Here is a 20,372-nt window from a genome sequence, read left to right as displayed (position 1 = left end):
TTGGTGCAACAATGAAAAAACTCATCAACAACCCTGAAAACCTGGTTGTCGAAATGTGCAAAGGCTTTGTACTTGCCCATCCAGAACTGCAATTTACCGAATCGCACAAAATCATTTCACGTAAACAAAAACACAATAACGTGGCACTGATCAGTGGCGGTGGTTCTGGTCATGAGCCTGCACATGCAGGCTTTGTCGGTACAGGCATGTTAGACGCGGCCGTATGCGGTGACGTATTTGCATCACCTTCTCAAATTCAGGTCTACAAAGCCCTGCAACATGTGGCAACAGACAAAGGCGTTTTGATGATCATCAAAAACTATTCTGGCGATATGATGAATTTCCAGAATGGTGCTGCATTGGCTGCGGAAGATGGCATTAAAGTAGATTACGTCAAAGTGGCAGATGATATTGCCGTTAAAGACAGCCTCTATACGGTTGGTCGTCGTGGTGTTGCTGGTACCATCTTCGTGCATAAAATTGCAGGTGCAGCAGCGTCAAAAGGTTTAGAGCTTGCGGAAGTCAAAGCTGTGGCTCAAAAAGCAGCGGATAACGTGATTAGTCTTGGTTTCGCCTATAGCTCATGTACTGTTCCTGCCAAAGGTACACCCACCTTTACCCTAGCGAATGATGAAATGGAATACGGCGTCGGCATCCACGGTGAACCGGGTATCCGCCGTGAAAAAATCCTGCCATCTAAAGAACTGGCACAACGTATTATCGATGACCTGTTCCTCGATCGTCCTGATCTGACTGAAGTTGCTGTTCTAGTTAACGGCTTTGGTTCAACGCCAATGCAAGAACTGTATGTGTTTAACAATGATGTTTGCGAACATCTGGCGCGCAAAGGCATCAAGATTTATCGCACTTTTGTCGGCAACTACATGACCAGTATCGACATGAATGGTGCATCGGTGTCTCTTCTGGCAGTCGATGATGAGCTAAAAAGCTACTTAGATGCGGAAGCCAACACGCCCGCTCTTAAAATGGATGGTTCAGCAGCACAGCCTTTAATCTTCGCAACAAAAAATGCCGCAGCAGAAGATGTAATAAATACGGAAGTCGAAACTCAGCCTGAACATGCTGAAATTCAAAATGAACAGTTCACGATAGAAAATATGCGTTATGTCGTTGACGTAATGGCTGCCTGTATTATCAAAAACGAAGTGCCATTCTGCGAACTGGATGCCCATGCAGGTGATGGTGACTTTGGCATGAGTGTGGCTAAAGGTTTTAAACAGCTGAAACGCGAATGGCAAGGCCTGATTCAAGCGCAGTACATGGATGAATTTTTGCTGAACAGTTCAATGATTATCATGGAGCATTGTGGCGGTGCGTCGGGTCCAATCTGGGGTTCAGCGTTTCGTGCAGCGAGTAAAGCCATTCAAGGCAAAACCACATTAACTGTGGCAGATTTTGCCGAGATGCTTCAAGCTGCGGTAAGAGGTATTCAAATCACAGGTGAACGCTCATTTGGTCGTGGCGCGGTAGTGGGTGACAAAACCCTGATTGATGCTTTGGTTCCTTGTGCAGATTCATGGGCTGCGAATACCGATAAAACATTTAAGGAAAACTTTGTGTTGGGTGCAGCGGCTGCGGTAAAAGGTGCGGAATCGACCAAAGATATCGTGGCACGTATGGGACGTGCCGGAACTGTGGGTGACCGTAGCTTGGGCTATCCGGATGCCGGGGCATATGGTTTAGGTGTTATCTTTAGCGATATTGCAGAGCATATTAAGTAAATAACACCCAATAAAAAGCCTCGAATTCTCGGGGCTTTTAAATTTCCTGGCGAGGATGATAAACCTTGCTTTCAATCAAGATGATAAAAAAATATTTATTGAAACTTTTCTAGATACTTGTCCAGTTTTTCTTTGACCACTACCCTTTTATTGCCCTTCATCTGTGCTTCACTCAATATGCCTTCCGAGTCAACCACCACGACTGGATGGCCATCCTGCTTCAAACGGGCCACGCCTTCAAATAACATCCGGGCACCGACATTATGAATTAAGGTCAAATTGGTCAGATCTAGTACAATCCGTTTTTTGCCTTCCGGTTCATCTTGCAATATACGTAGCAGCATTTCCGATTCGGTAAACTGTAATACGCCACGCAGTTCGTACACCACCACATGGTCCCTCTTACCAGTGAGATAACGGCTTTGCAAAATGGTTTGTGCCGAGGGCGTTCCTTCCATCAAATGCAGTCCCATTTCCCGGGACATACGTTCAAAAATTTCGACGCCGCGCGCACTATGTCCATGCTCATCAATGCGCGGAGAAAATACAGCTATACCCACCTGTCCCGGCAACACGCCGATAATACCGCCTGCGACCCCACTTTTAGCCGGAATACCCACCGTGGTCAACCAGTCACCGGCAGCATCATACATCCCGCAAGTGAGCATCACACTCAGGACTTGCCGCACCACAGAACGGTCCAGCAATTTTTTACCGGTTTGTGGCTGAATCCCGCCATTGGCAAGTACCGCGGTGATCATCGCCAGGTCTTTGACCGTCACCTTAATTGAACACTGTTTGATATAACCATTTACAATCGCTTCTGGATCTTCTTCCAGTACCCCCACTGTACGTAGCATATAACCCAAAGATCTGTTACGAAATGCTGTTTTCAGTTCAGAGGTATATACTTCGGTATCAAAACTCAGCTCACGCCCCGCCAGACCACTTAAAAAACGGCGTAACTGTTCCGCACGGGATACTGTTCGTTTATAGGGAATCAGGGAATGGGTAGTAATTGCACCCGAATTGATCATCGGATTTTTCGGAATATTGGAATCCTTCTCCAGTGAAATCTGGTTAAAGGCCTCGCCTGAAGGCTCCACGCCTACTTTTTCCATGACCTTGGTCAAGCCGACTTTCTGCAAAGCCAGAGCATAGGCAAAGGGCTTGGACATGGACTGCATGGTAAACTCAACCTCGTCATCACCGGTTGAATAGATCGTGCCATCTACGGTCGAGAGTGCCAAAGCAAACTTATCCGGGTCTACTGCTGCCAGCTCAGGAATATAATCTGCCAGGGCACCTTTATCATTGTCACGGCAGGAAGTTAAAACATGCTTGAGGTAGTCTGGCACCGGTGTTTTCATCGACTGAGCTTATTCCAGTTGGCTGTTATTTTTAATTAACATACCGGCTTTTGACTTAAGTACCAGCGTGAAAAGGTAATTTTCTGCATATCCATGTTATCGGCTGCTTTCCCTGTACGTGCAATCCCTCCAGAAATGAATTGCATTTTTAAGTATTGTTATTTTTATTGAGGTTTTAAGAGACATAAAAAAGGGCGCTCCTGCCCTTTTTTACTCTGGATGATTTATTTTACTTTGGTTTTACGGATCATCTTGTACAGAACTTTTGGTGAAATACGTGAAACCAGTACGCCCAGTTTTTCTTTCTTGCCGCCAATCACGATATATTCTTCGCCGTTCTGCAAAGCCTGTACAGTCTGAGCCGCAAAATCTTCTGCGGATAGACCATTTTCAATCGCTTCATCTGGATGTCCTTGCGGTTTTCCTTCACCGTTTAAGGCGTTCAGGGATACATTGGTTTTGACAAAGCCCGGGAAAACCACCGAAACCTGCACGCCCTGCGCAGCGACTTCCGCACGCAAGCTGTTGGCCCACATGTGAATTGCAGCTTTTGCCGCCGAATAGGATGCACGATACTGGGTACCAAGCAAACCTGCCACACTGGAAATAAAGATAATACGTCCGGATTTTTGTTCCAGAAAAGTGGGCAGTACGGTTTTAGTCAAAAATACCTGTGAGAAATAATCCACTTCCATAATGGCACGTTCAGTCTGCATGGTGGTGTCCTGAATCAGGGCACGCTGGCTGAGTCCGGCATTGTTAATCAGCCAGTCAATCCGGCCTTTTTGCTGCAAAACCTGATCATAGGCATGACGAACCTGGCTTTCATCCGTGATATCAGCCGTGATAGAAATATGCTGTTCAGGATTGTTTAAAAGCTGACGTACCTTTTCCAGCTCTTCATGCCGGCGTGCAGTCAATACCACCTGTGCGCCCAGTGCAGCACATTGCTGGGCAATCGCCTTGCCAATTCCTGAAGATGCTCCGGTAATCCAGACCACTTTTCCCTTTAAGTCTTCAACTTTCGCCATGAAATCCTGTTTCCCTTGTTTTAATGGATGCGCTGAGGCATTTCGTCTTCCAGAAATGCCAGTAAATGTTCAAAATAATAACTCATGGTATCAGCATCATAGATGTGACTGAGTTTATCAAAACGTTTATAGCCTAACTGGGTGGTTAAATGAATCACCCCATTCAAGGTTTTATCGACGACCACATTAAATTTCAACATTTTTTTCGGTTGACGGATCAAATGTGTCACGCCCTGATCAATGACCTGGGTAAAGGCTTTTAAGGCCGGTGTTACATACTGGTGATTACCATTTTTCATCTGGTCCATACAGCCGAGCAGCTCCATCACCAGCATCTTTTCCACCGGAAAACGGACAAAAGCATCACCGGCCTGCTCATACGTCATTTGATGCAGGTAATTCACCATCGGCATGAGCCGTTCATTGTCAAATAAGGAGACCGACCAGGGCATATATTTACGGGTAGTATGAATGATCTGCTGAATCACTTTTTCAGACTCACTGTTCGGCGAATTGGCAAGTTGCACAATCTCACCAAAAATCTGGTCAATAATTTCACAGGCCATATCGGCCAGATTTTCACCTAAGGGTCTGGCGAGACTGTTTTGCTCGCCGGCATTTAATCTGGAATGGATCTCTTTAAAGCGCTGATGGGTTTCGGGCCGAAGCTTGAGGGAAATGTTATAGCTCATCTTATTATCCTTTTTTTGATATGCTGCGATGAGTCGCGTTTTTTATGGTTCTATCATACGTTGAGTTGTTATACATGCCAATTGGCTAAAGTTTGCGTTTGGTTAAGCTGCCGCATGTACTATTTTTTTTGCTACAATAGATGCAATTTTTCATTCACTTTTGATCTGTTTAGACTATGACTGACTCAGCGCAAAATATCGCGACAACCTACGATCCGACCGAGATCGAGAAAAAATGGTACCAAACCTGGGAAGAGCGCGGTTACTTCAAGCCGTCTCAAAAAGGCGAATCATTCTGTATCATGATTCCGCCGCCAAACGTCACTGGCAGCCTGCACATGGGTCATGGTTTCAACAATGCCATCATGGATGCGTTGACCCGTTATAACCGTATGTCTGGTAAAAATACGCTTTGGCAGCCAGGTACGGACCATGCCGGTATCGCAACGCAAATGGTGGTTGAGCGTCAGTTGGGTGCTGAAGGTATCAGCCGTCATGACTTGGGTCGTGAAAAATTCATCGAAAAAGTCTGGGAATGGAAGGAACAGTCTGGCGGTAACATTACCCGTCAAATCCGTCGCCTAGGTTCTTCTGTAGACTGGTCACGTGAACGCTTCACGATGGATGACGGCTTGTCAAATGCGGTAAAAGAAGTATTTGTCAAACTGCATGAAGAAGGCCTGATCTACCGCGGCAAGCGTCTGGTGAACTGGGATCCTAAACTGCAAACTGCGCTTTCTGATCTGGAAGTAGAGTCAGATAAAGAAGAACAAAGTTCGTTATGGCACTTCAAATATTTCTTTGAAGACAAGTCAGTGCGTACACACGATGGTAAAGATTATATCGTTGTGGCGACAACACGTCCTGAAACATTGTTAGGCGATACTGCAGTTGCGGTTGCCCTTGATGATGAGCGTTATACGGATCTGGTGGGTAAAAACATCATCCTGCCAATTACTGGTCGTGCGGTTCCAATCGTTAAAGATGAATACGTCGATAAAGAATTCGGTACCGGTTGTGTAAAAATCACGCCTGCGCATGACTTTAATGACTATGAAGTGGGTAAACGCTGTGGCCTGCCACTGATCAATATCTTCAACAAAAATGCTGAAGTACTGGCTGAGTTTGAATACATCGCGAAAGCGGGTGAACAGATTTCTAAAACCATTCCTGCGCCTGCAGATTACATTGGTTTAGAACGCTTTGAAGCACGTAAGAAGATCGTTGAACAGGCTGAAGCTGAAGGCTGGTTAGACCAGATTCAACCTTATACATTAAAACCACCTCGCGGTGACCGTTCAGGTGTGATTGTTGAACCATTACTGACTGACCAATGGTATGTAAAAATTGCACCGCTTGCGAAGCCTGCCATTGAAGCGGTTCAGGATGGCCGTATCAAGTTCGTGCCTGAGCAGTACAGCAACATGTACATGGCATGGATGAACAATATCCAGGACTGGTGTATCTCGCGTCAATTATGGTGGGGTCACCGTATTCCAGCCTGGTATGATGCAGAAGGCAATGTTTACGTAGGTCGTAACGAGGCAGAAGTTCGTGCGAAAAACAATATTCCTGCCGATATTGAGTTGAATCAGGATGAAGATGTACTGGACACATGGTTCTCTTCAGGTCTCTGGACATTCTCGACTTTAGGCTGGACTGGCGACGAAGCAAAAGACAAAGCCAACTACTTCTTGAATACCTTCCACCCGACAGATGTACTGGTGACAGGTTTTGACATCATCTTCTTCTGGGTTGCCCGCATGATCATGCTGACCATGCACTTCATGAAGAATGAAGATGGTACGCCACAAGTGCCGTTCAAGACTGTGTACGTTCATGGTCTGGTACGTGATGGCGAAGGTCAGAAAATGTCTAAATCGAAGGGTAACGTACTTGACCCATTAGACCTGATTGACGGTGTGGATCTTGAAACTTTAGTACAAAAACGTACTTACGGTTTGATGAACCCGAAACAGGCAGCGAAGATTGAAAAATCAACCCGTAAAGAATTCCCTGAAGGGATTCAGTCTTACGGTACTGACGCAGTTCGTTTCACCTTCTGTGCGCTTGCCAACACCGGTCGTGACATTAAGTTCGATATGAAACGTGTTGAAGGTTACCGTAACTTTGCCAACAAGATCTGGAACGCAACGCGTTTCGTGATGATGAATGTCGAAGGTCAAACTATTGGTTCAGAAGCACGTCAAGACCTTTGGGAATTGCCTGAACAATGGATTGTAAGCCGTTTGCAAAAAGCGGAACAAGCGGTGCAAACAGCATTTGCAACCTACCGTTTAGATCTGGCTGCACAAGCGATTTACGAGTTCATTTGGAATGAATACTGTGACTGGTATGTTGAATTAACCAAACCAGTTCTGAACGATGAAAATGTATCTGAAGAGCGTAAAGCTGAAGTACGTCGTGTTCTTCTTTCGGTGATGGAAGCATCTTTACGTTTGGCTCATCCGTTAATGCCATACTTGACTGAAGAAATCTGGCAAACACTTGCGCCGAAACTCGGTATTATGGGCGAAACCATTATGTTGGCGCCGTACCCTGTTGCTGACCAAGCATTAATCAACGAACAAGCTGAAGCAGATATGCAATGGCTGCAAGGTTTGATTGGTGCGGTACGTAACATCCGTGGTGAGATGGGTCTAGGGAATGCGCGCTTGTTGCCTGTTCTGCTTCAAAATACCACTGATGCAGAAAAAGCGCAAATTGCACGTATTGAACCGTTGTTTAAAGCATTGGCAAAAGTTGAAAGCATTACTTTCCTTGCAGATGCTGAACAACCGCCATTGTCTTCTTCATCTGTAGTGGGTCATGTGTCTGTATTTGTTCCAATGAAGGGTTTAATTGACCCGAAAGCGGAATTGGGTCGTCTACAAAAAGACTTAGACAAGGTTCAAAAACAGCATGACCAAATTGCAAACAAACTTTCTAACGAAGGTTTTGTGGCAAAAGCACCTGCTGCTGTGGTTGAAGGCGAGAAAGTGAAACTTGCTGAATTTGCTGACCAATTAGTGAAGATTAAAGCAAATATGGAGCAGATTGCGGCGCTTTAATACTGAAGTTTGATTCAAAAAAATCCCCTCAATTGAGGGGATTTATTTTTTATTCGACAATAATTGGAATTTCTATAAGCTCTTCATTTGCGTATTCTTCACAATGTAAATTTATAATTATATTTCCTTTCCCTTTCTCTAAAGGAAATAAATAATAATCATTATAAGAACGACCTAAGGTATGTAATAAATTGCCCATCTTAATGATTATTCTTCCTTGATTATCTAAATAATCATAATCACCTTGAGCATTAGGAATTTTAGGAACAGTTATTCCCCTCATAGGATCTACTCTCATTATTGAAGCAAGATTTTCTGAGTTATGACCTAATAATGAATTTGATAAACCATAAATACCTTTATATGGATTAACAGCATCTAATTTTTTCTTTTTAAGGTCAGCTTTCGCTTGACTAAGCGGGTTCCATAAAGGCGTTGGTATAATTTCTAAGCTCTTTTTATTCAGATCTTCAATTATTTTCAGTCTTTCTTTTTCTTCACCTTTTTCTTCAACGTAAATAAAATCAGGAAACTTTATTGAAATATACACTTGGTTAGCTTTCAACGTACCATCATTTGAAACTCTAAAGTTAATCTCTTTTAAACCGTTTTCTAGTATGGTCTTTAAATTTATCAATCTATTAAATTCAAGTATCTTTTCATCCGTTATTTCGGATAAATCATGATTATATTTTTCAATGCTTTCAGTAGATAAAAACTCTTTTAAATCATCATCAATAGCAGACTAATCAATAGGCTCTCTGTTTATATAATATAGCTCTTTATATTCTTGATATTTTAAAATTAAAGGCTTACCATCATTCAATTCTAAAGTTAATTTTGGTAGGCGTACTTGCAGATTACGCTTAAAATTTTCATTCTCTTCTCTAAGCTTTCGATTTTCTTCATTAAGATGAACTAATTCCACAGCTAAACCTTCATTTTGCTGATTTCCCCGAACCCAACCTATTAATTCATTATCATAAATAATTTTACCAAGACACTTATGAACAGCTAACTGAATGTCCTTTGTATCAACAAAGAATTCACACATTGAACTTAGTACTTTTTTCTTAAATTTTCAGGGTTTTGATTTTCAACTTGTGCAACAGTTTTTTGGTTTAATGCTTGATCTTTTATAACAATAACGAACAAAGGCTTTTTTATCGAAAGTGCATATTCATATTCTAAATGTGTGTAACTTTTTCCACTTTTTGTCTCAATAAATCCATATCTACCACCCAAAATCAGCATATAAATATCAGATTCATCAATCCATCTTTTGATTATGTCCCACTGACTCTGATTAGAACTCGTAAATAGCTCCATCCCTGCGGGTATATGTCCAGCTTGTAAGATGGCTTCAACTGCTGCCTGACGCTCATCAAGCAAATCTGTATATATAGAACTAATAAAAACTTGATATTTTTTTGCTGAACTCATCTTAATATTTCTTTTATCTTCAATCATCTAAGATTGAATCATAATCATTTTTTAATAAACCCTCACCCCAACCCTCTCCCATAGGGAGAGGGAGCCGTCACCTGATTTCATGCCTATGTGAAATCCAGAATGGAGTTCCCTCTCCTCTCAGGAGAGGGTTAGGGAGAGGTGATTTTGCTTTTTAATTCAAAACATCTCTGCCACAAATCCTCCAACACGACATCCATCCTTCTCAACACATCATGATTCCAATACCGCACAACGGTTAAACCCAAAGCCTCTAAAAACTTGGTGCGTTCAGCATCATATTCTTTTGTCTCATCTGTTCCATGCTGACTACCATCCAGCTCAATCACTAAACCAATTTCATGACAGTAGAAATCTACGATATAGGGTTTGATCACATGCTGACGACGGAATTTAAGATTCATAAAACGCTTGGCACGTAGCAGTTGCCACATGAAGTGTTCTGCATCGGTGGCGGTGTGGCGCATTGATTTGGCGAATTCTAATAATTGAGGATCTATTTTCATTGTTATTTTCCCTCTCCCCCTTGCGAAGCAGTGCTTCTCATCCCAAAGGGAGAAGAAACTTTCATTGTGACTTTAATTATTGTTATTTAATTCCAATATTGAAATTCTAGCTTAAAGTTATTCTGTAATGGATTTCCCCTCTCCTGAGCAAGTTTTAAAGCACTGCTTTAAAACGAAGCGCAAGTGATGAGCAGCACTGCTGCGCAAGGGAGAGGCAATTCTAATTAAGTTAAAGCATCCCATGCCTTAAAAACATCTCCAAGCCACTCACCTTTTTGATATACATCAGGCGTTCTTTTTCTACTTTAATCTGCTGTTTGATGGCTGAAGTATCTTCGTCAATCTGCTTATACAGGTCAGCAATTTGAACTTTCCCTTTCGCCTTTTTTACTGCAATTCTGGTTTTCGATGACCAGACCAATCTATGGATCAATGCATCGATCTGATCTTGTAATTTCCGGCTTTGTGCATCCAAAGCCAGTTGATAAAACTTGATTTGCTCTGCACTTAAACCTTTTTGTGAAATATCCTGATCTTGTTCGATCTGCAGTTGCATTTTCAGTAACGTAAACAGATCCTGCTCTGCATAAGCCTCATTAGCACGTTGCAATAATTCAGTTTTCTTGATTTTTTTGACATCATTCACTTCACGGTCAGGGTGAATGATGGCAGCAATTTTTAAATATACGGTTTTCAATGACTGCTCTGCCATCGCTGTAGCCTGCTCCTGTTTTTCCTGCTGGCGTTTTAATCTGGCTTGCTCACGTGCCTGCTGAAAATGATCGGATTCCCATTCTTCAAATACTTCTGCATCTGTAAGATCTGAGGCATTCTCACTCTTAAAGAATGTTTCCAGTTCATTAATTTTCTTTTGGCTTTTTCTGAATTGGGCATGTTCGGCACGTTGCTGATAATAAGTGAAAATTTCATTCACTTTATGGGCTTGTTGCACCGACATGGCCTGAGAGTCTTTTAGATAATTTGCAAGGTACTGAATCTTTTCATCCAGCACCACCAGTTCTGCCTTGGAAAATGTGGTTTCCTGCAGGTGCTTCCAGAGCTGTTCCAGCTGCTTGAACAGTACACCATGCAATTCATGGTAGACCGGCATGAAGGTTTTATGGGTATATTGCTGCAGATCTTCTTCAGCCTGTTGCCATTGGTGTAATTCCTGTTTCTGTTGCTCGATTTTATCAATCAGATGATCCAACTTCTTCTGCTGTGGCGAAAGCGCTGTGAACGGCTGAATCATGGTTTTCAAGTCAAAGAGCATGGCAGGAGAAGGTCAAAGAAGAAATAATATCTATCTTAAATCTTTCAGCTTTCGTCACAAAGTCCTTTTCAGTGTGCCCTTTCAAAATTTGTATCAGAATTAAAAAAAGCAGACCAAAGTCTGCTTTTTCGCTCTCATATTGATTATTCCAGCACTACACGACCATTCAATGACTGCACCGGACGGTTATTGGGATGTCCCATCAGTTTGGCAAATTCCGAAATCTGCTTGGCAGAAGCCTGCTGAATATCTTTCAGAATTAGCCAGCGTACGCCTTCCGAACACGGCGGTGTGGTCAGCGAGCCGCTAAAGCGATAATAATCCAGATTCTTAGGCAACATCTGATTCACCGCTTGTGGGGTTTTCAAAATCACTTTCTCGCCCTGCTTTTTCGGTAAGCGGTTCCACATATGTTTGAGCATCTGGCTTTCCTGTCCCTGTTCAAACATCATCCCCACGACAGCCAGCTCACCTTTGGCATTGGCATGGACAAAGTGGATTTCCAGGGGATAGCTTTTGCCTTTAATCAGGTTTTCACTCGGACTATGTAAATGAAACTGCTTCAGTACAAAGGTATCGCCATCCAGTTGCAATTCGCCACCTTGCGCAAAATCCACCTGAACAGTATGACCTTTATTTTCGATCGCATGAATCATGGTGTTATAGCTGAATTTGAGCGGTTCCAGTTCTGCTTTCACTGTTCGTTCAATATTGATTGGTGACTGGTTCAGACCGTTACAGGCCAAATATTTCTGGCTCAAAGTTGACCATTGTTCAGGCTGAGTATAATCCCACTCCGCATCTGCCCAGACTGCTGTACTTAAACCCATAACCGTTAAAAGCGTGAATATTTTTTTCACAATACATCCCTTGGTGGAAATCAAAATCAAATTTCTAATTTAAAAACAGTTTATTAAAGTAGTGTAATCACTCTATTTTTCAGGCCACAAACTACAGATTTTTATAGAAATGAAGTGATTTGCTTACAAATTTCTAAACACTCTTAGATATTCAAAATAAGTTATTCTGAATTTATATTGATAAATTTCAAATGGATAATACTTTTATAGATTTAAAAATAGCCAAAAAAGAATGTGATCTTCTTCAAATTTAATCTGCTGATTTTTTATTCATTTTTTACATGAAATATCTATCTTATTTTTATTATATTCAATAGCTGGATTATTAAGCTCAAGCTTCTTTTTTAAATAGAATCTATTTTTATTCATAAACTTACACAATCACAGCAGCAAATAAAATACTGATATTGCTAGACTCGAGCCAAAGAGCAAAATGAGGATCAAGAATCTAAATGGACTGGGCCACGATATTTATACATGACACCACCTGGGCGTTTACCGCAGAAATTTTGCTGCGTTGTGCCCTGATGTACACGATGATTATCCTGTTTCTGCGCCTGACCGGAAAACGCGGGGTACGGCAACTTTCCATCTTCGAAGTCGCTATCATTTTGAGCTTGGGTTCGATTGCCGGTGACCCGATGTTTACCGAAGATATTCCCCTGATTCAGGCGGTTCTGGTGATGTCGGTCATTATTATCATGTATCGTCTGACCACCTGGCTCATGATGAAATATCAGTGGTTTGAAGACTTACTGGAAGGTAAACCCATTTATATTGTAGAAGATGGACTGTTGGTCGTTGAAGAGATTAAAAAAGGTAAAATGTCGCATGATGAATTCTTTGCCGAAATGCGCCAGCAAGGTGTTGAGCATCTCGGTCAGGTCCGTACAGGTTTACTGGAAACTGACGGTAAATTCAGTGTGTTATTATTTAGCGATGATGAAGTAAGGCCCGGTCTTCCTCTTTTTCCTAAGAGCTGTTCTATTGTCAAACAGGCCAAGGCCAAACAGTTATATGCCTGTATTTACTGTGGACAGGTACAAACTCTTTCGAGTGCCGACCAGCAATGCCCGCGCTGCGACTCTACGCAATGGTCCGAAACACTTGACTGTTTGAGAGTAACTTAAGCGCGATTTAATAACTGCAAATGGGCAAAAATTTCCGGCAGATGCTGAATTTTATGCTGAATATGTTCGGCATCGGCATGAAAGCCCTGCATCCATAAGGCATTCATGCCGGCATTTTTTGCTCCCTGTACATCATTGACCGGATGATCTCCAATATACAGGCATCGTTCTGGTTGCACGTCTAGACGTTCTGCGGTGATCTGGAATATTTCCGGCTGTGGTTTGTTAAAGCCTACCAGTCCTGAACTGATAATTTCATCAAAATAAGTTTCAATACCCAAACCCCGAATCGTATTCAAACGGGTATCATGTCCGCCATTGGAAACAATGGCTAGCTGATAACCCTGATCTTTCAGCTGTTTTAATACTTGTATTGCTTGTGGCATTTCTACAGCGAAACGACCAAACTGGCGAAACCAGAACTGGGCCAGTTCCTCTATGCTCGGAGGATTTAACCAAGACAATTCCTGCAATAAGGCATAAGCAGCCGAAGCGCCAATACTGCCATGCGTCAGCAGTTCCTTTTTAGGATAACCGCCATTATCAATACGTCTTACAATCTCGATAATTTTATCTGAATCGACCTGTGCCAATGCTGGAGCATAATATTCTGCCAGATAACGGCTATAGGCCTGTGTAGTCAGATCACGGTGGGTCAAGGTATTGTCAAGGTCAAATAAAACGGCTTGGATCGTCATAATTTTCAAATTAAAATGTTGAAACTTTCAGTCATGGTAACAGCCCGAAACTGGGTAGATTAGACCTAAAATTGCTAAGTTTTGTTGTTTTAAGCATAAAAAATTGATGCTGAAGCACCGCTTTTTGATAGGAAAATAAAACTCTCGATTAGAATTTGTATTCTAAGCCTGTACAAAAATCCCTATGCTTTATTCAAAATAACCTTCTCCCAAGGTATTGATATAAAAAATCCCACCAAGTGGTGGGATTTTTTATATTTAGCTTCACATCATCAATTAGAAGCTATATTTACTCATTAAACCAATACGGTTATCTTTGAATTTTTCATTATTAAAGGTTTTACGCTCACCGTTGACATACTCAACACCAAACTCAAGCGGTTTAACTGGTGAATACACCAGGTTTAACCATGCTTGTTGTACCTCTTTGTTTGCAGCCTCATTGAGGTCTGCATAGTCTGAGTCTTTATCAGCAAACAATGCACCATAACCAAGTGAGGTTTTTAAGTTAGGTAAAATACTGTACGTTAAGCCCGTTTGTACCGCCCAAATTTCATTTTGCTCAATATTACGGTTACCTTCATCATCTACGAATGCAGCATTGGCATTGGTACCATACAAAATACCGTTTACACCTTTGGTATAGCTGACATCCAGCGTCGCTTTTAAAGGATCAAGTACTTGATACGTTGTACCTGCTGCTAGACCCCAACCTGCTTTACGCTTATTGACGTCTTCATCTTTATAAACTTCAACTAAAGCACGCGCAGACGCATTACCTTTTTTGTCATCAAAGTTGTGTGCCAATTTAGCGGTCAATGTTGGTACGCTTGATTTGATGTCTTCAGCACTTGAGTTTGGTTTTTCTGCCGCCAAGAACAATTGCGTTGCTGGTGTCAAATCAAAACCATAACGAACCATTGGCAGACGGGTAGTACCACCACCGACGTTGGTGCTGAAGTCAATCATAAACGGTGCATGATTTGACAAGAAGTTAGATTGGGTTTGACCAATCAACCAATTTTCATAGGTTAAATATGCTTGACGTATACGGAATGAATCGTTAGTACCTGCAAAATCACTTTCAAGTTTACCGCCAACCTCTGCACCGTTAACACTGGTTTTAAAATCTAAACCCAATCGTGTTGTTTTTGCGGTTGCGACTAACTTGTCTCTGGTTTGACCATTGGTTTTAGCAACGTCAGAGAAGTCTCCTGCTGAACCTTCAATGATATAGTTTGCATCACCACGAACGAAACCATATAGCTTCACTTCAGTATCTGATTTTGTACTTAGTGCTTTCGGTGCAGCTGCTGATGGTTGTGGTGCTGCTTTAACTTGTTCAATCTGCACGGCTTGATTTTGCTGAACTTGTTGCTGCTGTGTTACTAATGCTTTTAGTGCTTCAATTTCTTGACGCAGCTGCTTAATTTCTTTTTGCTCTTGTGTTTCAGCATGTGCAACCGTCCCCATCATCAAGGTTGTTACGGCAACTGCTAATCCCTTAGCTAAAAACTTTCGTGTTAAAACTTGATTCATTAAATTCTCCATATTGAACAAACGTTCATTGGCTTTGAAAGCTCACTGATTCCCACTAAAATCTAAAGCGTGTGGAATATCTATAATTATAAATTGACTTATTTTATTATCTCGCGAGATCACTCACGAACAATATGCATAGTTAAAAACCATCCTTATCATGTTACATGATTTTACTGGATTTATGATTTTTTACTATACCTACACAATAAGCCGTATAAAAACATCAGAAATTTAACAATTTTAGACTCAGTTTGAAATCATTTTTATCTCATACTTTTAGCTAAAATATGTATTAACGACACTTTTAAAATAATTTGATTGTTTTTAATACGGCTTTAATTGATGCGTTGCAATGATCAGGAGTCTTGCTGTGTTCTACCCCAAAATACGATAGGCCATAATAAAAACACACTGATCCATACAATATATGTTAAATACTGTGCATACCCCCAATAATCCCCGAATATCCCACTCAGACTATATAACCCACCACTCACTGTGGCCATCAGCGCCACCTGAAAGGTAAAATCAGTACCCGCCAGATGCTTGCGACTGTATTGCATGACCAAGGTCAGCATGACTACCAAAAGCATGGCAGAGATCATATCTTCTGCAGCATTAATCAGATAAATGATCCAGTTTTCTACTTTATTTTGGATTTCATACTGGCCAGCCAGCCAGGCATAAGCCATTAAAGTCATGATTTTCAGGACAGAGAAAATCAGTAAACTCCGGCTGCGCGACCAGTATTTCAGACACCAGCCAGCCAATCCTGCTCCAATCAGTGCCGCAAATGCACCAAGCATGGTGACATAAAGGCCAATCTGGCTAAAGCTCAGTCCGAGATCTACCATTAACGGTTTTAATAAAGGCCCGGATAAACCATCGGCGATTTTAAAGGTCAGTAAAACCAGAAGCCACCTCGCCAAGGTTAAATCTGACCAGAAGTATTGAAAATAGGTTTTTATATTGCTGAGTGCAGGTCCTTTATCAGCTGGCGTGATAATTTTTGAATGCTGAGGTTCTCTAAAAAGTAAAATGGGTAAAGTATTAAGAAAAACCAGCGCAGCCAGTAACAGAAAGGTACTTTGCCATTGCAGCAGATCGAGCAGCCATAATATGGCCCCGCCTCCGACAATGAATCCCAGACGAGAACCAATCACCTGAAAGGTATTTCCCCAATGTTGCTGTTCATTTTTCAGGATATTGACCGCCAGTGCATCGGTGGCAATATCCTGCGTCGCACCAATACCATTCATCAGCAAAAGCGTGATAAAAAACAGCAGTAAATATAGCGGCTGGTTCAAAGCCTGAATGGGTAGAAAAGAAAGTCCAATCAAGACAGTAACTGACAGCCATTGCAAGGGAATAATCCAGCTACGGTAATGACCTTTGGCACTCGATCCATGCCGATCAACTAAAGGCGCCCAGAATATTTTGATCGACCACGGTATCATCAGCAGGCCAAAGCCCCCGATATGCGCCAGTGATACCCCTTCAGCCCGCAGAATGACCGGCAAGGCATGCGTCATAAATCCGACCGGAAGCCCCTGTGCCCAATACAGCGAAAACAGTAAGATATAGATATTCCGCATATGCAGGCCAAGTCCTTAGGGTGAAAATGCATTAACGGCATTTAAGATGCCATACATTTTGCCAATGATCCGGATTTTACAACAGTCTAATATAATCAAAAATAAAGAAAAATTAGTTTCAGGAAGAGACAGAAGTAATGACCCAGACACGTTTCCCCCGGTTACCGCCACATGTCCCGGCTCGTGGCAGCAAACTGAGCCGGACTTTTTTCAGGCAACTTTTCTTGGCTCAGGGCTGGCGTCTGGAAGGAGAATTTCCCGATTTGCCCAAAGCTGTGGCCATTATTTCTCCGCATACTTCAAATATTGATGCCTGGCTCGGTTTTAACGCCCTGCTCGGTCTCGGTATTCAGATTACGATTTTTGGTAAAGATAGCCTATTTCGCACTCCCCTCAAGCCGGTTCTGGAATGGATTGGGGTCGTTCCAGTCGTGCGGGATAGTCCACAAGGTCATACCCGACAGATTGTCGAGATTATTGAAAAATCACCTCAAATCTGGGTCGGTATGGCACCAGAAGGCTCACGCAAGGGTCCTGAAAAAATCCGCAGTGGTTTTTATCATATTGCCAAAGCGGCGCATTTGCCGATTGTGATGTTTTCCTTTGACTATGACATCAAGACCATTCACATCTTGGGTATATACCATCTGACCGGTGACTATGAATATGATCTGGAAAAGATTTATCAGTATTATGAAGGAAAATTCTCGGCCAAAAATCCGCAGTGGGTAGCCAAGCCGTTACAAAAGCTTTTGAAAAAAGACTAGGCAAATACGGCTTTTTTTGATGTGATAGCCTGAATTTTGTTGATTTAATCACCAGTTTTTATAATGAAGTTAGCCCATTATGCCTTGATTGGCTGTCTTGGTTTAAGTCTTGCCGCCTGTGACAAAGCCACTAAAACACCCACCACTACCACGCCTATCAAAGCCCGCGAACCCGTCGTCGCACTTGCTCTCGGTGGTGGCGGTGCCAAAGGTTTTGCCCATATTGGTGTGATTAAAGTACTCGAATCACATGGCATTAAACCGAAAATCGTCACCGGTACCAGTGCCGGCAGTTTTGTCGGCAGTCTGTATGCCAGCGGCAAATCCCCTTATCAGTTACAGCAGATTGCCCTGAATTTTAAAGAGTCGGATATCCGCGATTTAACCTTGAATCGGCAAGGGATTATTGCCGGACAAAAATTGCAGGATTTCGTCAACAAGAATGTAGCGAACAAACCGATTGAGCAGTTCCCGATTCGCTTTGCTGCTGTTGCCACTCGTCTGGACAATGGCCGCAAGGCAGATTTTATTAAAGGCAATGCCGGCCAGGCAGTTCGCGCGTCCTGCAGTATTCCGAATGTGTTTGTGCCTGCCGTGATTGGCGGCACCAAATATGTCGACGGCGGCCTGGTCAGTCCGATTCCGGTCAAGACCGCCAAAGATATGGGAGCTGATATTGTGATTGCTGTGGATATTTCTGCCCGTCCAGATGGCAATAAAGCCCTGAACATGTGGGGTGTACTGGATCAGACCCTGAATATTATGGGACAGCAAAGCATTCATGAGGAACTGAGTCAGGCCAATGTGGTGATCCAGCCCAAAGTCGGCCATATCGGTACTTTAGACCTGAAAGCCAGCAATGCGACCATTCTGGAAGGTGAAAAAGCAGCCCAGCTGAAAATTCGTGCCATTGAAAAAGCAATTACTGATTTCAAGCAGTCTCCTGCAGCACTTAAACCGCCGCGTCAGGCTAAATTTTGATGCACGATTTTTTTATATTCATCTGCGGCCGCATCTGCTACATTGAAGATCAATCATATAAAGATGATGATTAATTAAATACTTAGCGATATAGGTCACGATATGGAATTAGTTCTTGAACCTTGGCACTGGTTTGTATTAGGCATCCTTCTGATCCTGTCAGAATTACTGCTGCCCGCATTTGCTGCCCTTTGGTTCGGGATTGGTGCCGTCATGGTTGGTGTCCTGTACTGGATGTTCCCGATGATGGGACTGACCACCCAGATCCTGACCTGGATCATACTTTCTGTACTGTGTACGCTGCTCTGGTTCAAGTTTATCAAACCGCTTTCCACCGACAAGACTAAAGCGGGTCTGTCGCGTGAGGCGACGATTGGCCAGATTGGTATGGTGATTCAGATCAATCTGGATCATGGGCAAATCCGGGTACGCTTTCCAATGCCAGTTTTAGGCTCTGATGAATGGGAATGCCGAACTCTGGACCCAGTTCAGGTCGGTGACCGTGTTCGCGTCGTGGATATTCTTGGAAACGACCTGGTCGTACAACCTCACAGCACACATTATCAAAATCAATAAGGTGAATAAGCTATGTCTGGTGGTTCTATCATTGTTATCGCGTTTCTGGCCTTTGTGGCAATTACCATTTTTAAAGGGGTGCGGATTGTGCCGCAAGGCTACAAATGGATCGTACAGCGTCTGGGCAAATACCATACCACGCTAAATCCTGGCCTGAATTTTGTCATTCCCTATGTAGATGAAGTTGCCTATAAAGTCACAACCAAAGATATCGTTCTGGATATTCCTTCACAGGAAGTGATTACCCGTGATAACGCGGTTCTGCTGATGAATGCCGTGGCCTATATCAACCTGACCACACCGGAAAAAGCCGTGTACGGGATTGAAAACTATTCTTGGGCGATTCAGAACCTGGTACAGACCTCACTGCGTTCGATTGTCGGTGAAATGGATCTGGATGATGCCTTGTCTTCACGTGACCATATCAAGGCACGCTTAAAATCCAGTATTTCCGATGACATCTCGGACTGGGGTATTACCTTAAAAACTGTAGAAATTCAGGATATTAAACCTTCTATCACCATGCAGACCGCGATGGAAGAACAGGCCGCTGCTGAACGTCAGCGTCGTGCAACAGTGACTAAAGCTGACGGTGAAAAACAGGCCGCAATTCTGGAAGCGGACGGCCGTCTGGAAGCCTCTCGTCGTGATGCCGAAGCGCAAGTGGTACTGGCTGAATCTTCACAACGTGCAATTGACATGGTGACTTCCGCCATTGGTGATAATGAAATTCCGGTCGCCTATTTACTGGGTGAACAGTATATTAAAGCCATGCAAGATATGGCCAAATCGCCAAATGCCAAGACTGTGGTACTGCCTGCTGATGTGCTGAATACCATTCGTGGTGTGATGGGACGTCATAACTAGATTTAATAAATGCTTCATAATAGGCAGCCAATTGGTTGCCTATTTCTCTTGAAAATAAGAAAATCTCAGCAAAGATTGTGAATTTATGGTTAAATTTCGCGTTTATTTTTGAAATCTCCTGGATTCGATGTTGCCTGACTTTCGGATTAAAGTTTCTCGCATCTGTCACAGTCCTTATTTCGATCTACTGTCCAACTTAAA

19 protein-coding genes and 1 pseudogene are annotated in these 20,372 nt (G+C 42.7%); 7 read left to right on the top strand and 13 right to left on the bottom strand.

The features are described from left to right. Positions 1-11 precede the first annotated feature (11 nt). Entirely contained in the window at positions 12-1,742 is a 1,731-nt protein-coding gene (gene dhaK / locus VXQ11_RS00380) for a dihydroxyacetone kinase subunit DhaK (protein WP_416705163.1), read from the top strand. A gap of 95 nt (positions 1,743-1,837) precedes the next feature. Here the strand turns inward: dhaK and VXQ11_RS00375 are convergent, their stop codons facing one another. The 3 genes from VXQ11_RS00375 to VXQ11_RS00365 all read right to left on the bottom strand — a co-directional run bounded on the left by VXQ11_RS00375 (position 1,838) and on the right by VXQ11_RS00365 (position 4,835). Further along, positions 1,838-3,112 (bottom strand): glutaminase, encoded by a 1,275-nt coding sequence (locus tag VXQ11_RS00375; RefSeq protein WP_191113038.1) that lies wholly within the window; start codon positions 3,110-3,112, stop codon positions 1,838-1,840. Positions 3,113-3,336: 224 nt separating this feature from the next. Next, a complete protein-coding gene (locus VXQ11_RS00370) occupies positions 3,337-4,143 on the bottom strand; it encodes an SDR family oxidoreductase (protein WP_064095686.1) in 807 nt (268 codons plus the stop codon). Positions 4,144-4,163: 20 nt separating this feature from the next. Continuing rightward, positions 4,164-4,835: a hypothetical protein gene (locus VXQ11_RS00365; protein WP_064101576.1), complete on the bottom strand. Its 672-nt coding sequence runs from the start codon at positions 4,833-4,835 to the stop codon at positions 4,164-4,166. A 176-nt stretch (positions 4,836-5,011) separates the two neighbouring features. Between VXQ11_RS00365 and VXQ11_RS00360 the strand changes: the two genes are divergently transcribed. Beyond that, entirely contained in the window at positions 5,012-7,906 is a 2,895-nt protein-coding gene (locus tag VXQ11_RS00360; protein ID WP_416705162.1) for a valine--tRNA ligase, read from the top strand. Positions 7,907-7,955: 49 nt separating this feature from the next. Here the strand turns inward: VXQ11_RS00360 and VXQ11_RS00355 are convergent, their stop codons facing one another. From VXQ11_RS00355 to VXQ11_RS00330, 6 genes are all read right to left on the bottom strand, one after another. Beyond that, complete coding sequence (locus VXQ11_RS00355; protein ID WP_416679841.1) at positions 7,956-8,471, bottom strand: hypothetical protein; 516 nt, start codon at positions 8,469-8,471, stop codon at positions 7,956-7,958. 180 nt (positions 8,472-8,651) lie between these two features. Beyond that, positions 8,652-8,960 carry a hypothetical protein gene (locus VXQ11_RS00350; RefSeq protein ID WP_416705161.1) on the bottom strand — a complete coding sequence of 103 codons (309 nt, stop codon included), beginning with the start codon at positions 8,958-8,960 and terminating at the stop codon, positions 8,652-8,654. Between the two features lie 5 nt (positions 8,961-8,965). Beyond that, positions 8,966-9,376, bottom strand: a complete 411-nt coding sequence (locus tag VXQ11_RS00345) for a DUF4062 domain-containing protein (protein WP_416679840.1) — start codon at positions 9,374-9,376, stop codon at positions 8,966-8,968. Positions 9,377-9,507: 131 nt separating this feature from the next. After that, positions 9,508-9,882 (bottom strand): endonuclease domain-containing protein, encoded by a 375-nt coding sequence (locus VXQ11_RS00340; protein WP_064095689.1) that lies wholly within the window; start codon positions 9,880-9,882, stop codon positions 9,508-9,510. A 229-nt stretch (positions 9,883-10,111) separates the two neighbouring features. Next, complete coding sequence (locus tag VXQ11_RS00335; protein ID WP_416705160.1) at positions 10,112-11,155, bottom strand: molecular chaperone DnaJ; 1,044 nt, start codon at positions 11,153-11,155, stop codon at positions 10,112-10,114. A gap of 143 nt (positions 11,156-11,298) precedes the next feature. Further along, on the bottom strand, positions 11,299-11,985 hold the full coding sequence (locus tag VXQ11_RS00330) for a carbonic anhydrase (protein ID WP_416705336.1): 687 nt from the start codon (positions 11,983-11,985) through the stop codon (positions 11,299-11,301). Between the two features lie 482 nt (positions 11,986-12,467). On the opposite strand from VXQ11_RS00330, the gene VXQ11_RS00325 reads away from it, so the two are divergent. Further along, the gene (locus VXQ11_RS00325; RefSeq protein WP_416705159.1) at positions 12,468-13,145 is read left to right on the top strand and encodes a DUF421 domain-containing protein; all 678 of its coding nucleotides are present in this window, start codon (positions 12,468-12,470) and stop codon (positions 13,143-13,145) included. On the opposite strand, the gene VXQ11_RS00320 is transcribed toward VXQ11_RS00325, so the two are convergent. The 3 genes from VXQ11_RS00320 to VXQ11_RS00310 all read right to left on the bottom strand — a co-directional run bounded on the left by VXQ11_RS00320 (position 13,142) and on the right by VXQ11_RS00310 (position 16,980). Next, positions 13,142-13,843 (bottom strand): HAD family hydrolase, encoded by a 702-nt coding sequence (locus tag VXQ11_RS00320; RefSeq protein ID WP_064101581.1) that lies wholly within the window; start codon positions 13,841-13,843, stop codon positions 13,142-13,144. The genes VXQ11_RS00325 and VXQ11_RS00320 overlap by 4 nt on opposite strands. Before the next feature lie 276 nt (positions 13,844-14,119). Then, positions 14,120-15,382: a DcaP family trimeric outer membrane transporter gene (locus VXQ11_RS00315; RefSeq protein ID WP_416705158.1), complete on the bottom strand. Its 1,263-nt coding sequence runs from the start codon at positions 15,380-15,382 to the stop codon at positions 14,120-14,122. A 359-nt stretch (positions 15,383-15,741) separates the two neighbouring features. Continuing rightward, positions 15,742-16,980 (bottom strand): MFS transporter, encoded by a 1,239-nt coding sequence (locus tag VXQ11_RS00310; protein ID WP_416705157.1) that lies wholly within the window; start codon positions 16,978-16,980, stop codon positions 15,742-15,744. A 137-nt stretch (positions 16,981-17,117) separates the two neighbouring features. On the opposite strand from VXQ11_RS00310, the gene VXQ11_RS00305 reads away from it, so the two are divergent. Both VXQ11_RS00305 and VXQ11_RS00300 read left to right on the top strand, forming a co-directional pair. Then, the gene (locus tag VXQ11_RS00305) at positions 17,118-17,747 is read left to right on the top strand and encodes a 1-acyl-sn-glycerol-3-phosphate acyltransferase (RefSeq protein ID WP_416705156.1); all 630 of its coding nucleotides are present in this window, start codon (positions 17,118-17,120) and stop codon (positions 17,745-17,747) included. A 63-nt stretch (positions 17,748-17,810) separates the two neighbouring features. After that, positions 17,811-18,392, top strand: a pseudogene (locus tag VXQ11_RS00300) (patatin-like phospholipase family protein); the annotation flags it as partial. Position 18,393: 1 nt separating this feature from the next. Here the strand turns inward: VXQ11_RS00300 and VXQ11_RS00295 are convergent. Then, on the bottom strand, positions 18,394-18,456 hold the full coding sequence (locus tag VXQ11_RS00295) for a hypothetical protein (RefSeq protein WP_404793942.1): 63 nt from the start codon (positions 18,454-18,456) through the stop codon (positions 18,394-18,396). A gap of 374 nt (positions 18,457-18,830) precedes the next feature. Between VXQ11_RS00295 and VXQ11_RS00290 the strand changes: the two genes are divergently transcribed. Both VXQ11_RS00290 and VXQ11_RS00285 read left to right on the top strand, forming a co-directional pair. After that, complete coding sequence (locus VXQ11_RS00290; protein WP_064095698.1) at positions 18,831-19,304, top strand: NfeD family protein; 474 nt, start codon at positions 18,831-18,833, stop codon at positions 19,302-19,304. A gap of 12 nt (positions 19,305-19,316) precedes the next feature. Next, a complete protein-coding gene (locus tag VXQ11_RS00285; RefSeq protein ID WP_416705155.1) occupies positions 19,317-20,171 on the top strand; it encodes an SPFH domain-containing protein in 855 nt (284 codons plus the stop codon). Positions 20,172-20,372 lie beyond the last annotated feature (201 nt).

Source organism: Acinetobacter sp. 197 (assembly GCF_048148385.1).
GTDB lineage: Bacteria > Pseudomonadota > Gammaproteobacteria > Pseudomonadales > Moraxellaceae > Acinetobacter > Acinetobacter pecorum.
Note: the sequence above shows the minus strand (reverse complement) of the source record. Positions and strands in the feature narration are given on the sequence as shown.

Excerpts from the sequence above, each read along its gene's own strand:
- VXQ11_RS00360 (WP_416705162.1), top strand. The coding sequence starts at position 5,012 with ATGACTGACTCAGCGCAAAATATCGCGACAACCTACGATCCGACCGAG.
- VXQ11_RS00305 (WP_416705156.1), top strand. The coding sequence starts at position 17,118 with ATGACCCAGACACGTTTCCCCCGGTTACCGCCACATGTCCCGGCTCGT.
- VXQ11_RS00310 (WP_416705157.1), bottom strand. The coding sequence starts at position 16,980 with ATGCGGAATATCTATATCTTACTGTTTTCGCTGTATTGGGCACAGGGG.
- VXQ11_RS00340 (WP_064095689.1), bottom strand. The coding sequence starts at position 9,882 with ATGAAAATAGATCCTCAATTATTAGAATTCGCCAAATCAATGCGCCAC.
- VXQ11_RS00330 (WP_416705336.1), bottom strand. The coding sequence starts at position 11,985 with ATGGGTTTAAGTACAGCAGTCTGGGCAGATGCGGAGTGGGATTATACT.
- VXQ11_RS00345 (WP_416679840.1), bottom strand. The coding sequence starts at position 9,376 with ATGATTGAAGATAAAAGAAATATTAAGATGAGTTCAGCAAAAAAATAT.
- VXQ11_RS00285 (WP_416705155.1), top strand. The coding sequence starts at position 19,317 with ATGTCTGGTGGTTCTATCATTGTTATCGCGTTTCTGGCCTTTGTGGCA.
- VXQ11_RS00370 (WP_064095686.1), bottom strand. The coding sequence starts at position 4,143 with ATGGCGAAAGTTGAAGACTTAAAGGGAAAAGTGGTCTGGATTACCGGA.
- VXQ11_RS00335 (WP_416705160.1), bottom strand. The coding sequence starts at position 11,155 with ATGCTCTTTGACTTGAAAACCATGATTCAGCCGTTCACAGCGCTTTCG.
- VXQ11_RS00365 (WP_064101576.1), bottom strand. The coding sequence starts at position 4,835 with ATGAGCTATAACATTTCCCTCAAGCTTCGGCCCGAAACCCATCAGCGC.
- VXQ11_RS00315 (WP_416705158.1), bottom strand. The coding sequence starts at position 15,382 with ATGAATCAAGTTTTAACACGAAAGTTTTTAGCTAAGGGATTAGCAGTT.
- VXQ11_RS00350 (WP_416705161.1), bottom strand. The coding sequence starts at position 8,960 with ATGTGTGAATTCTTTGTTGATACAAAGGACATTCAGTTAGCTGTTCAT.
- VXQ11_RS00290 (WP_064095698.1), top strand. The coding sequence starts at position 18,831 with ATGGAATTAGTTCTTGAACCTTGGCACTGGTTTGTATTAGGCATCCTT.
- VXQ11_RS00325 (WP_416705159.1), top strand. The coding sequence starts at position 12,468 with ATGGACTGGGCCACGATATTTATACATGACACCACCTGGGCGTTTACC.
- dhaK (WP_416705163.1), top strand. The coding sequence starts at position 12 with ATGAAAAAACTCATCAACAACCCTGAAAACCTGGTTGTCGAAATGTGC.
- VXQ11_RS00375 (WP_191113038.1), bottom strand. The coding sequence starts at position 3,112 with ATGAAAACACCGGTGCCAGACTACCTCAAGCATGTTTTAACTTCCTGC.
- VXQ11_RS00320 (WP_064101581.1), bottom strand. The coding sequence starts at position 13,843 with ATGACGATCCAAGCCGTTTTATTTGACCTTGACAATACCTTGACCCAC.